At 54.5% G+C, this 12,500-nt stretch carries 10 protein-coding genes; 6 read left to right on the forward strand and 4 right to left on the reverse strand.

The window, feature by feature from the left end:
* Positions 1-62: 62 nt before the first annotated feature.
* Positions 63-1,181, forward strand: a complete 1,119-nt coding sequence (dinB, locus tag H144_RS0120410) for a DNA polymerase IV (protein ID WP_019943963.1) — start codon at positions 63-65, stop codon at positions 1,179-1,181.
* Here dinB and H144_RS0120415 read toward each other — a convergent pair.
* Positions 1,176-2,360 carry a putative sensor domain DACNV-containing protein gene (locus H144_RS0120415; RefSeq protein ID WP_019943964.1) on the reverse strand — a complete coding sequence of 395 codons (1,185 nt, stop codon included), beginning with the start codon at positions 2,358-2,360 and terminating at the stop codon, positions 1,176-1,178. The genes dinB and H144_RS0120415 overlap by 6 nt on opposite strands.
* Positions 2,357-2,599, reverse strand: coding sequence for a hypothetical protein (locus H144_RS0120420; RefSeq protein WP_019943965.1), 243 nt, complete (start codon positions 2,597-2,599; stop codon positions 2,357-2,359). Before H144_RS0120420 ends, H144_RS0120415 begins: the two co-directional genes overlap by 4 nt.
* Positions 2,600-2,624: 25 nt before the next feature.
* Here H144_RS0120420 and H144_RS0120425 point away from each other — a divergent pair, with 25 nt between their 5' ends.
* The 3 genes from H144_RS0120425 to H144_RS0120435 are packed head-to-tail and all read left to right on the forward strand — an operon-like array spanning position 2,625 to position 6,427.
* A complete protein-coding gene (locus H144_RS0120425; RefSeq protein ID WP_026350866.1) occupies positions 2,625-4,448 on the forward strand; it encodes an ABC transporter ATP-binding protein in 1,824 nt (607 codons plus the stop codon).
* Entirely contained in the window at positions 4,449-5,384 is a 936-nt protein-coding gene (locus tag H144_RS0120430; RefSeq protein WP_019943967.1) for a glycosyltransferase family 2 protein, read from the forward strand.
* A complete protein-coding gene (locus H144_RS0120435; protein ID WP_019943968.1) occupies positions 5,381-6,427 on the forward strand; it encodes a glycosyltransferase family 2 protein in 1,047 nt (348 codons plus the stop codon). The genes H144_RS0120430 and H144_RS0120435 overlap by 4 nt, the downstream gene beginning before the upstream one ends.
* Here the strand turns inward: H144_RS0120435 and H144_RS0120440 are convergent.
* A complete protein-coding gene (locus tag H144_RS0120440; RefSeq protein WP_019943969.1) occupies positions 6,357-7,271 on the reverse strand; it encodes a glycosyltransferase in 915 nt (304 codons plus the stop codon). The two genes, H144_RS0120435 and H144_RS0120440, sit on opposite strands and share 71 nt — an antisense overlap.
* Positions 7,272-7,395: 124 nt before the next feature.
* Between H144_RS0120440 and H144_RS0120445 the strand changes: the two genes are divergently transcribed.
* The gene (locus tag H144_RS0120445) at positions 7,396-9,351 is read left to right on the forward strand and encodes a sialate O-acetylesterase (RefSeq protein WP_019943970.1); all 1,956 of its coding nucleotides are present in this window, start codon (positions 7,396-7,398) and stop codon (positions 9,349-9,351) included.
* 29 nt (positions 9,352-9,380) lie between these two features.
* Positions 9,381-11,525, forward strand: a complete 2,145-nt coding sequence (locus H144_RS0120450; protein ID WP_019943971.1) for an outer membrane protein assembly factor BamB family protein — start codon at positions 9,381-9,383, stop codon at positions 11,523-11,525.
* 2 nt (positions 11,526-11,527) lie between these two features.
* Here H144_RS0120450 and H144_RS0120455 read toward each other — a convergent pair whose 3' ends face one another.
* Positions 11,528-12,460, reverse strand: a complete 933-nt coding sequence (locus H144_RS0120455) for an aldo/keto reductase (protein WP_019943972.1) — start codon at positions 12,458-12,460, stop codon at positions 11,528-11,530.
* Positions 12,461-12,500: the final 40 nt, after the last annotated feature.

Below are 12,500 nucleotides of genomic sequence, written 5' to 3' on the forward strand. Positions count from 1 at the left end.
ATATCATTTAATTTGTTTTTAATTGGCAGGAGCCGGGAGGAGCCGGTAAAATCTCATTTTTCATGCAGGAAACGCAAAATTCGAAGTCCGTACGCAAGATTATCCATATCGATATGGATGCGTTTTACGCGTCGGTGGAGCAGCGCGATTTCCCTGAATACCGGGGCAAACCGCTGGCCGTGGGGGGCTCCCCTACCGGCCGCGGCGTGGTGGCGACGGCGAGCTACGAAGCAAGGAAATTCGGCGTCCGGTCGGCGATGCCTTCCCGCCAGGCAATCCAGCTTTGCCCGCAGATCATTTTCGTGCACCCTCGTTTTGAGGTATATAAAAATGTGTCGAGAAGCATTCGCGAGATTTTTTCCCGCTACACCGACCTCATCGAACCGCTGTCGCTGGACGAGGCTTACCTGGACGTCACCGAGGATAAAATGGGCATTGGTTCGGCGATGGAAATCGCAAAGCGGATCAAGCAGTCGATCAGGGACGAGCTGCATCTGACTGCCTCGGCGGGGGTTTCGATCAATAAATTTGTAGCCAAAATCGCGTCGGACATTAACAAGCCGAACGGACTGACTTTCATAGGGCCTTCCAAAATAGAGGCGTTCATGGACCAGCTGCCTGTCGAGAAATTTCACGGCGTGGGCAAGGTAACGGCCGACAAAATGAAGGGAATGCAGCTTTTCAACGGCGGGGACCTGAAAAAACTGACGGAAGACGAGCTCGTAAGCCACTTCGGCAAGACAGGCCATTTCTTTTACCGGATCGTGCGCGGCATCGATGACCGGGAGGTACAAACGCACCGCGAAACGAAGTCGCTTGGTGCCGAGGATACTTTTACTTACGACCTCACCACGCCGGAGGAAATGAACAAGGAGCTGGACCGGATCGGCGTAATCGTCGCGGGCCGCCTCGAAAAGAACCAGCTGAAAGGCCGGACGGTCACATTGAAAGTCAAATTCAGCGATTTTACCCAGATTACCCGCAACCATTCGTTCGCACACCCCGTGGGCGACCTCGATACCATCACGGAAACGGCGAAGCAATTACTGGAAAAGCTGGATTTGCAGGAAAAACCCGTCCGGCTGCTCGGCATTTCGCTCTCTAATTTCCACGAACCGGAGATCAAATCCCGCAAATACAAAGATCCCGAACAGCTCGAACTGTTTCCGTTCGGGTCATAGCAGCAATGCGTCCACGCGGTGCGCCTGCACGATATTCTCGCATTTCGACCAGGAGAATATCGTAAACCGCCCGTCCTGCGAAGCTACCAGGGCAATGGAATCGCGCTGATCGTACACGAATTGCGCCGCCGACAAATGCCGCGTGCCGCCGTTCTGTACCGGGTGTACCACCTGGGCGGCATTGCCGATAACTGGTTCGGTGATCAGGATTTCTTCCACGGGCTTGCCATCGGCCGCGCGGCCGATCTTCGCGCCGAAAGCGAGCAATTCGTAACGGTCGTTAATGATCGTGGCACCGTCCACGGCCGTGAGCCCTGCCATATTGTGCACGGCCGAACTGAACTGGTTCTGCCAGGTGATCGGGTTCGGGTCTTCTACATATTTACGGTGCAGGTCGGCCAGCTCGGAGAAAGGCGGCTGCACGTCGTAGGTGATCGGGTGGATGATCGAGTTTCGCCAGCGCTCCTTGCCTTTGGGTACCACCAGCAGAATGCCCCCGCGCTCATGGCTGCGCATGGATGCGGCCAGCTGCACGAGCAGGTTCGGGTAATCGCTCCAGAGCGTGGTGGAAGAGAACCCCATCAGGGAGTTGATCAGCGACGGGCAGTCCTTCACTTTCCGGCTTTCTTCGTTCACAATCTTCACCTGGTCGCCTTTCAGCACGGCCACATTCACGAATTTACCAAAGCCTTCCACCCGGCGGTGCTTCACGACGAGCATCCCCGGCTCGATCACTTCCAGCACGAAGCAAAGCCCCGGAATGACGCGCGTGGTGCCCCAAATGCGCAGTTCGCCATCCTCCACCCATACGCCCAGGTGTATACCCGAGCGTTCGACGGCGGGTGCGAGCTTTGTGAGCGTGTTCGCGGAGAGGTCCAGTTTTTCGGCAAAAATCAGCGGGTGTTCGGCGGCTTCCGGCGGCAGGTAGGCGATCGATACCTTGGGCGACCGGCCTTCTTCCCGGCGCAGACTGGCCCAGAATGTCGTATCGATGATCGTTTCGATCGTGCGCACATCCGGGCGAGGCGCGAGTTCCTGCTCGTAATATTTCGAAACCGCCTCGTGATGACGGGTAAAATGCGCGGCGACGAGCGGCGCCACGGAGCGGGCTGCCTTATAGGTAGTTACAGGCACGGTATTTCCTGCGTCAAAAGGGAGTATATCGGGATTCGTGATCATTTCGTGGCGGTTTCTTTTTGAACAACGGCGGCTTTTAAAAAGTTGGGTTTTGTGCCCGTTGTCCGATTTTTTCCTGTTTCTGCTATGCCGCTTCCAACCATTGCTGCTGTAAGGGCATCGTATTCAGCAGGCCCCTGCCGGGAATTAATTGAACTTACGGGCAGTTGTTTCACCAGATAAGCATTAATTTGCGCGTTAATCCTAAAAATCCGGGTTCCGGCTTTTTTACCTTCCGGCATATGGTGAGTATGCCATCAATATAGAATGAAAACGTACCTCAGATTATTATCTTTTGCCCAACCGATTGCCCGTTTTGCCGTCCCATACATTATATGTACCCTGCTGGGAGTCGTATTCAACACGTTGAACCTGGCGCTGCTGGCGCCGCTCCTGAATACGCTGTTCCTTAACCAGGGCGGACAGGCGGACCCCAGGCCGGAGAACGGCTGGCTCGATCCCACGGGCATGCTCAATTACTACGCGCAGCAGGCCAACATTACTTTCGGGCCGCATGGCGCATTGCAGGTGGTATGCGCGGTCATCGTTGTCTCCGTACTGCTGTCGAATATCTTCAAGTACTTCTCGCAACGGATCATGGAAAACCTCCGCATTCACACATTGCTGAACCTGCGCAAGCAAGTATTCGATAATGTGATGAACCTGCACGTGGGCTATTTCAGCAACCAGCGCAAGGGGGATATTATTTCAAAGATCGCATCCGACGTCGGCGTCGTGCAATTCTCGGTTACCAGTACTTTGCAGGTGGTTTTCAAGGAGCCGATGCAGCTGCTGGCTTATGTGTTCATGCTTTTCGCCACATCGGCCAGGCTGACATTTTTTGCGATCCTGGTCATCCCGGTTTCCGCATTCCTTATTTCAAAGATTGTCAAAAGGCTGAAAGCGCAGGCTGCATTGGCGCAGCATTATTTCGGGCTGATGATCAGCTACCTCGACGAGGCGCTGACCGGCATCAAAATCATCAAGGCGTTCAACGCGACGGACGCGATTAAAGATAAATTCCATTCAGAGAACATCCGCTACTCCGACCTCGGCCGTAAAATGGCCAAGCGCCAGCAGCTGAGCTCGCCCGTTTCCGAATTTTTGGGCGTAACGATGGTGGCGATCATCGTGCTCTACGGAGGATCGCTCATTATCGATAACAACTCGGATCTCGATGTGTCCAAATTTGTCGCCTATATCGGTATTTTCTCACAGGTAATGCGTCCTGCAAAAGCGCTGACCGACTCGTTCAGCACTATCCACGCGGGTATCGCGGCGGGCGAGCGCGTGCTGGAACTGATCGACGAGAAACCAGAAATCCAGGATGCGCCCGACGCGGTCGACATGAAGGATTTCAAGGAATCCATCCGGTTGGACAATGTATCGTTCTCCTACCCTTCCCGGCCCGTGTTGAAAGGCATTAACGTGACTATTCCAAAAGGAAAAACGGTGGCGCTCGTGGGGCCGTCGGGTGGCGGCAAGTCGACGATGATGGATTTGCTGCCGAGGTTCATCGATGCCGAAAACGGCCGGGTGATGATCGACGGCGTGGATGTGAAGAAGATCAAGCAGGAATCGCTTTGGTCGATGTTCGGGCTCGTGAACCAGGAATCGATGCTTTTCAACGACTCCATTTACCAGAACATCGCATTCGGCAGCCCCGACGCGACGATGGAGCAGGTGGAAGCGGCGGCACGCATTGCCAATGCGCACGAGTTTATCATGGAAACCGAAGAAGGCTATCTCAGCAATATCGGCGACCGCGGCATGAAGCTTTCCGGCGGCCAGAAGCAGCGCATCTGCATTGCCCGTGCGGTATTGAAAAACCCGCCGATCATGCTCCTCGACGAAGCGACTTCGGCCCTCGATACGGAATCGGAAAAGCTGGTGCAGGAAGCACTGAACAACCTGATGAAGAACCGCACGTCGCTCGTGATCGCCCACCGGCTGAGCACGATCCAGAGCGCCGATACGATATTGGTTCTGGAAGAAGGCAGGGTTATCGAGCAGGGCAACCACGCCGAGCTCATCGCGCACGACGGGCTGTACAAGCGGCTCATCGATATGCAGCAATTTACCGACGTTTAAATGGAAAACAGGCCGCTGATATCCATTGCCCTTTGTACCTACAACGGCGGCGCTTTCCTCCGTGAGCAGCTCGATTCCATCCTGGCGCAGCATTATACCGAATGGGAGCTGGTAATCGTGGATGATGGCTCCACGGACGGTACGCGCAGCATTTTGGAACAATACGCGGCCCGGGACAAGCGCATTACCCTGCATTACAACGAAGCGAATCTGGGATATAACAGGAATTTCGAAAAGGCATTGCGCCTATGCCGGGCCAGCCTGATCGCCATTTGTGATCAGGACGATATCTGGCATCCCGAAAAATTGGAAAAACAGGCGGCATTGATCGATAGGCACACATTGGTATACCACGATTCCGAATTCGTCGACGCCGCAGGCAACAGCATGCACCGCCGCATTTCGGATAAACTGAATTTTTACCAGGGCCACGCGCCGGAAGTGTTTTTGTATCTCAATTGCGTTTCGGGGCATAGCATTCTCATGAAAAGGGAAGTTTTGGAAAAATCGCTGCCGTTCCCGCCGGATTTCCATTACGACCAATGGCTCGCTTTCAATGCCACCTGCCTCGGCTCCATTGACTTCGTGCCAGATGCTCTGGTACGGTACCGCCAGCACGGCGGCAACAGCACCGACATCCTGGCATTCAAAAAGGCAGGCCGCAACGCCGCGCAAAAAGTGCTTGAAATGGAGCGGGAAAGCGGTTGGCTGGGGTTATGCGCAAGCCAGTGCACCGGGCAAGCGCAGCAATTGATTACCAGCCTGCACCGGCAAAGTATCCGGCGCAACAACAGCCTTTTCAACGTGGCTTACGGCGTGCTGATCTGGCAAAACCGCGGCACTTTGCTGCGGATTTTGAAGAAATCGGCCACCAGCCAGTTTTTTTACACGCTCCGGAAAATATGGGGCGCGAAAGTTAAAATGATAGGACAGTGAACAAGCAACCCGACTCTTCCAGTCAACATACCGGTTACCCGCTCGTATCGATCGCCATGTGCGTTTACAATGGCGAAAAATACCTCGCGGAGCAGCTCGATACCCTCGTCAACCAGACTTACGCGAACATCGAAATCGTGGTTGTGGACGACGGCAGCAAGGACCGCTCCCGCGAGATCCTGCGGGAATATGCGGCGCAATACCCGGCCCTCAGGGTGTACGAAAACGACGTGAACCTGGGCTATGTACGGAATTTTGAAAAGGCCATTACCCTTTGCGAGGGCGAGTACATTGCATTGTGCGACCAGGACGATATCTGGGACCTCGGCAAGATCGCCAAACAGGTGGCGGGCATCGGCGACAGCCTGCTCATTTACCACGACTCCGCATTCATGGACGAGCAAGGCCGGCAAATGACCTGGAAACGCAAAATGTCGGACATTATCCACCTGTACAGCGGCAGCGAACCTAAGATTTTTTTGTATTTCAATTGTGTCTCAGGGCATAGCATTCTCTTTAAGCGTGAGTTGCGCGACGAGTTCCTCCCGTTCAATCCCGAGCATTTCCACGACCATTGGATCGCCTATGTGGCAGCGAACCTGGGTTCTATCAAAGTGATCCCCGAAACGCTCGTGCGCTATCGCCAGCATACCAGCACGTCCACCGACATTCTCAACAAGCGCAAGAAGGTCCGGAAGAACTACCACGAAAACCGGGATATCAAGAAGTTGGAGCGCGACCTGAAATGGGTGCAGCAGTGCGCGTCGTTTAAAAAGAACCGCGACCAGCCATTCCTCGACCGGCTCCGGACGCTTTTCGAACACCGGCTCGATTCATTTTTCTCGTTCGAATACGCCGGCCTCGTCCGCGACAATTACGAAATGCTGTACTACATTCCCGTTTACAAAAAGTCGGGCAAATTCAGCTTCGTTTACCGGCAGATCTGGGGCCTACGCGCCAAACTGCTTTGGGCTAGATTCTTTGCCCGTCCGGAATGGGAAGAATATGTAGACGTAGTTTCAGAAGGTGAAGAAAAGCCTTAAAAATCACTTTTCGGCGCATCTGCTTCGTTTTGGCGCTGTGCCAGAGCATCGTTTGTATTTGCAGATAGCTGTATTTCCAGCGGATCATTTGCTCGATGAGTATTTTGAATGACCGCTTTTCGATGTCGTACATTTCGTTTCCCCGCATCACGGAAGTCGTCAGCGGTAATGCGTAGCTCCATTTCCGGTGGAGTTTCAGGATATTATCGAGCCATTGTTTGTTGAAATTCCCTTCCGAGTCATGCTTCATGAGCACGTCGTAAGTAACCATGATTTTGTAATGCGGGAATACGCTGAGGCAGAAATCGAGGTCGTAGCCGTGAAAACCCGTGAGCACCTGGCCATCGAACGGAAACCGCAGCGCTATTTCCCGGCGCGTACAGATCCACAGGCCGTCCACGCAAACAACCCGGCTCAGGGCTTCGTTGCGCGGGTTGTGATAGGCGTGGATTTCCTCCTTTTCATTGTACTTATAGCCTTGCAGCACATTCTGGTACGACCGTTCCTCCGAGTGAAATTCCAGCTGGTACCAGCCTGACGGTGACAGCGATTTATACCCGCCGCCCGCTACCCCTACAACGCCGATTTCAGGGTCGCGCCCGAAAATACCGGCCACAACATTTCCCCAGTCTGCCGTCCTGATCTCGATGTCCTCGTGCATGAAGCATACGAGGTCGAAACGGGCGCGCTTTGCCCCTTCATTATATACATCACAAATCCCGCGGCGTGCCGTGCGGTTGTCGATCGCGATGATTTCGTGAGGGATACCGACGGTGCGGCGGATGTTTTCGGAGACGCTGGACAAATCGGCCTGGTCGGCCGAACAAATGACGATGGAGATCATGGCTATTCGGTAATTCGGTCAAAAATAACGCCAAAATGACGAATCCTGACGCCTTCGCCGCTATTTCCAGTAGAATATGACCGGTTGTGACATTTATAGGTATCCAAAAATCAATCCCGCATTCATGAAACGCATACTCATCCTGCTCTTCGTCGCCTGCGCCGCGCCCGCGTTCGCGCAGGTCAAATTTGCCCGGCTGTTTTCCGACCACGTCGTGCTGCAACGCCAGAAACCGATCCCGGTATGGGGTTGGGCGAAGCCGTCCGAAAAAGTCAAAGTGGTGCTGGCAGGGCAGTCGATGGAGGTGAAAGCGGATGCGGCGGGTAAATGGAAGGTGAGTTTCAAACCGTTGGAGGCGGGTGGGCCGCATACGTTGCAGTTAACGGCCAAATCGGGCAGTGCGGTCGTGAACGACGTGCTGATCGGCGAGGTATGGCTTTGCTCCGGACAATCCAATATGGAATGGCCGGTATCGGCGGCGAAAAATTACGAAGAAGAGCGCAAAAACGCCGATTACCCGCAAATCCGGCATTTCCGCGTCGACCATGTGGTAGAACTGGAACCCCAGCAGGATCTGAAAGCCGGTGAGTGGAAGATCGCCAACGAAGAGACGGTAGGCGGTTTTACGGCAGTGGGATTCTTTTTTGCCCGTGAAATTTACCAGAAACTGAAAGTACCGATCGGCATCCTGCATTCGTCATGGGGCGGCTCGCAGATCGAAGGCTGGATCAGCAAGGAAGCCATGCTGGGGAATGACGAGCTGCGTTCCTATGCGCAGAATATGCCCAAAACCTGGGAAGAGGCGGATCTGATCATGGATAAGAAACTTAAAAAGCAGCTTTTCAAAAATGCATCGTACGACCCAACCTGGGAAGACGAGAAGAAATACCTTTCGCCGGAAGTTGACCTTACTTCCTGGCAAAAAACCGCCGATCCGATCGGACAATGGGATTGGAAAGGGCTCATGGGCTTCCGCGGAAAGGGTTATATGGCCAAAGAAGTGAATTTCCCGGCTGACCTCGTTTCAAAACCGACGACCCTCTCACTCGCCGAAAACGACGGGCCAGTGGAAGTGTACGTGAATGGCAAACACGTGTACCAAGGCGCCGCCAAAGGCCCCCGCAAAATTGAAATACCGGCTAACACCTGGAAGGACGGCAAAAATGTACTCGTCGTCAAAACCGGCAATATGGTCGGCGCTCCCTGGTTCGGGCCCGGCCTGATGGGCTCCGCAAGCGACCTGTTCATTGCTGATGACAACCGTAAAATCAGCCTGGCCAAAGACTGGTACCTGATGCCCGCATTCGCAGAAAAGCATGAATACGCGCATTTGATGAACAATGTGGGTACGACCATTTACAATGCGATGATCGTTCCGTTGCTGCCTTTCGCCGTGCGCGGCATGCTCTGGTACCAGGGCGAAAGCAATGCGAGCCGCGCCTACCAGTACCGTCAGTCGTTCCCGCTCATGATCAACGACTGGCGTAAGTTGTGGAACGACGAGTTTTCATTCTATTGGGTACAGCTATCGAGCTACGGCACCGATCGCGACAGCAATAAAGGCAGCAACTGGGCGGAGCTTCGCGAAGCACAAAACCTTACATTGAGCCTGCCCAAAACCGGTATGGCGGTGTCCACAGACGTGGGTAACCCCAACGACATCCACCCGACCAACAAGCAGGATGTAGCACATCGCCTCGCTACCCATGCGTTGAAAAACGACTACGGCCAGAATATCCCCTATGCCTCGCCGCTCTACGACCAGATGCAGGTGGACGGTGCAAAAGCAGTTATTTCGTTCAAAAATGCAGAAAACGGCCTGACAATCAAGGACCGCTACGGCTACCTGAAAGGCTTCGAGATCGCGGGCGACGACAAGGTGTTCCATTATGCCAAAGCGGAAATCCAGGGCAATAAGGTGATCGTATCGAGCCCGAATGTAAGCAAACCTGCGGCTGTGCGTTACGCATGGTCGGATGCGCCGGAGGATGCGAACCTGTACAGTACCGACGGTTTCCCCGCCAGTGCATTCCGCACCGATTCCTGGCCCGGCATGACCGTAAATGCCCGTTTTGAATAAATTCCTTTGTCTATCGAGTTCAGATTTTTATGTTAAAGACCCTATCGTGGTGTATCGGCAGTGCCGCATTGCTGCTCGCCGGCGCGCAGACTGTTTCCGACCAAAAAGATAACCAGCAAGCCGGCCCCGGCAGCGAATGGCGGGAATACCTCGGCGGCCCCGACCGCAATCATTACTCTCCGCTGACCCAGATCAACAAGGAGAATGTCAAAAACCTGAAAGTGGCCTGGACGTGGTCGATGCCGGATTCGGGGCAAACGCAGGTAAACCCCATTGTCGTGAATGGCGTGCTGTACGGCGTCACGGCTACGGTGCAGGCATTTGCACTGGACGCGGCTACGGGTAAACAGCTTTGGATATTCGGGGATAAATCCAAAAACGGGTCGAATACGAGCCGTGGGCTTACCTACTGGGAAGATGGCGACGACAAGCGCATCCTACACGCGATGGCCGCCCACCTGTACGCGCTCGATGCGCGCACGGGAAAGGTGATCGAGCGCTTTGGCGATAATGGCCGCATCGACCTCCACACGGGCCTTCCCGACATCGCGAAAAACAAGTACATGGTGTCCAACACACCAGGGACGATCTTCGAAGACCTGATCATCATGCCGCTGCGGCTCTCGGAGGATTCGGACGCAGCGCCGGGCGACCTGCGGGCATTCAACGTGCGGACGGGCAAACTGGTGTGGACGTTTCACACGATCCCTTACCCCGGCGAATTCGGCTACGAAACCTTCCCGCCCGATGCGTACCAGAACACATACACCGGCGCCGCCAACAACTGGGCCGGCACGGCCATCGACCGCAAACGGGGCATTCTGTACGTACCTACCGGTTCTGCGGGTTATGATTTTTACGGAGGCAAACGTAAGGGGACAAACTTGTTCTCGAACTGCCTGCTCGCGCTCGACGCACGCACGGGCAAGCGGCTGTGGCATTACCAGACGATGCACCACGACATGTGGGACCGCGACCTGCCGGCGCCGCCGAACCTCATTACCGTGACGCAAAATGGCCCCGACGGCAAACCCCGCAAAATCGACGCCGTGGCGCAGGTGAGCAAGCAGGGCTATGTATTCATTTTCGACCGGGTGACGGGCAAGCCGCTCTTTCCCATCAAGGAAGTGCCTGTTCCAGCAGGCGCGTTGCCGGGGGAACATCCCTGGCCCACACAGCCCGTGCCTAGCAAACCGGCCCCTTATGCCCGCCAGGCCTACACATTAACTGAAAACGACATCAGCGTCCACGCGCCGGACCGGGATTCGTTAAAAATCAAATTCAAAGGTTATAAAAAAGCATTGTTTGCTGCGCCGAGCAAGGAAGGCACGGTGATCCTGCCCGGCTTCGACGGAGGTGCCGAATGGGGAGGCGCTGCCGCCGACCCCAACGAGGGCATTTTGTATGTCAACAGCAATGAAATGGCCTGGATACTGACGATGAAAGACACGCCGAAGGCGAGCGAACTTTCCAACCTGAGCCCGGGCGAAAAGGTGTACACGACTTACTGCGTAACCTGCCACGGCCCGCAACGGAAAGGCAATGCGAAAAGCGGCTACCCTTCGCTGGTCGATATCGGCACGCGCCGTGATAAATCATTTGTGAATCAACTGATTACTTCCGGAAAAGGCATGATGCCCGGCTTTACGATGCTGACCGCCGATGAAAAGCAGGCATTGGTTTCTTTCCTGTTTGGGGATGAGAAGGTGGAAGCGGTATCGGCAACGCCCGCTTCTAAAAAGGTATATTTACCTTACCAAAGCACGGGTTACAACAAATTCCTCGATGCGAACGGCTTGCCGGCCATTTCCCCGCCGTGGGGAACGCTCAATGCCATCGACCTGAATACCGGCCGCTTCCTATGGAAAATACCATTCGGGGAGGTGGAGTCTTTGAAAGCAAAGGGCGTACCGACCACCGGCACCGAAAACTACGGCGGGCCGGTCGTTACCGCGAGCGGCTTGCTTTTCATAGCGGCTACGAAGGATGGCAAATTCAGGGCATTCGATAAAAAAACCGGCAAATTGCTTTGGGAAACGCAATTGCCGGCTGCCGGATTTGCCACGCCTGCTACCTATGAGGCGAATGGCAAACAATATGTCGTGATCGCTTGCGGCGGTACGAAGCTGGGAACCAAAAAGGGCAACCAGTACGTCGCATTCGCATTGGAATAGGGCTAAACTCCCGCGATAAAGTCGCGCATTTTCTTCCGGCCGGCCTCATCGGGCAGTCGCCCTTCGCCGGCGCCGAGGTTGTCTACCAGGTGCTTCACGTCCGAAGTGCCTGGTATCACACAGGTGACGGCATCGTTGCTGATGATATATTTGAGGAAGAACTGCGCCCAGCTTTTGATATCATAATCTCTCGCCCAGGCCGGTAGTTCCTTGCCCTTCACGGCCCTGAACAACGCGCCCTGCTCGAACGGCTCATTGATAATCACGGCCACACCTTTATCTTTCGCTGCTTTGAGCAGGCTTTTCTCGGCATTCCGCGAACGGATCGAATAGTTGAACTGTACAAAATCGATCTGCTCCGATTTGACGATCTGTTCCAGGCGGGAATGGGCGGCGTCGGTGTAATGCGTGATGCCAATATGCCGCACTTTTCCTTCCGATTTCCAGTCTTTCAGCGTTTTGAGATGGGTTTCCCAATCCTGCAAATTATGCACCTGCATCAGATCGATTTTCTTCCGGTTCATTTTGCGCAGCGAAGCATTCATCTGGTCGATCCCCTCCTGCCTGCCGGTGGTCCACACTTTCGTAGCGAAGAAAAAACGGTCGTTCAGTTTCAGTTCCGTCGTCAGGTCGCCGATCACCTGCTCGGCGCGTCCGTACATAGGCGACGCGTCGATCAGCTTTCCGCCGAGCTCCTGCATTTTTTTCAAAACCTCCTTCAATGGTGTACGTTCAGCGGCACCCGTTCCGACGTCGAACTGCTGCCACGAACCCAGGCCTACAACGGGCATACGCTCGCCCGTAGACGGAATTTTTCTTTCCAGTATCATTTTGAGATCGCTTTGTGCCGAGGAAGAAAACGGGTCCAATGCCAAAGCAGCACTGGCAGCGGCCAGACCGGCCAATGCCTCCCGTCTTGAAAAAATATGCTTCATTGCCTGGTTAATGGGTTTTTAAAGCGATTAAGATACGAAC

The organism is Dyadobacter beijingensis DSM 21582 (assembly GCF_000382205.1).
In the GTDB taxonomy this organism is placed as follows: Bacteria; Bacteroidota; Bacteroidia; order Cytophagales; family Spirosomataceae; genus Dyadobacter; species Dyadobacter beijingensis.

What these genes read in the sequence shown, in the direction of transcription:
- H144_RS0120445 (WP_019943970.1), top strand. Translation starts at nt 7,396, where the DNA reads ATGAAACGCATACTCATCCTGCTCTTCGTCGCCTGCGCCGCGCCCGCG.
- H144_RS0120450 (WP_019943971.1), top strand. Translation starts at nt 9,381, where the DNA reads ATGTTAAAGACCCTATCGTGGTGTATCGGCAGTGCCGCATTGCTGCTC.
- H144_RS0120440 (WP_019943969.1), bottom strand. Translation starts at nt 7,271, where the DNA reads ATGATCTCCATCGTCATTTGTTCGGCCGACCAGGCCGATTTGTCCAGC.
- H144_RS0120455 (WP_019943972.1), bottom strand. Translation starts at nt 12,460, where the DNA reads ATGAAGCATATTTTTTCAAGACGGGAGGCATTGGCCGGTCTGGCCGCT.
- H144_RS0120420 (WP_019943965.1), bottom strand. Translation starts at nt 2,599, where the DNA reads ATGCCGGAAGGTAAAAAAGCCGGAACCCGGATTTTTAGGATTAACGCG.
- H144_RS0120425 (WP_026350866.1), top strand. Translation starts at nt 2,625, where the DNA reads ATGAAAACGTACCTCAGATTATTATCTTTTGCCCAACCGATTGCCCGT.
- H144_RS0120430 (WP_019943967.1), top strand. Translation starts at nt 4,449, where the DNA reads ATGGAAAACAGGCCGCTGATATCCATTGCCCTTTGTACCTACAACGGC.
- dinB (WP_019943963.1), top strand. Translation starts at nt 63, where the DNA reads ATGCAGGAAACGCAAAATTCGAAGTCCGTACGCAAGATTATCCATATC.
- H144_RS0120415 (WP_019943964.1), bottom strand. Translation starts at nt 2,360, where the DNA reads ATGATCACGAATCCCGATATACTCCCTTTTGACGCAGGAAATACCGTG.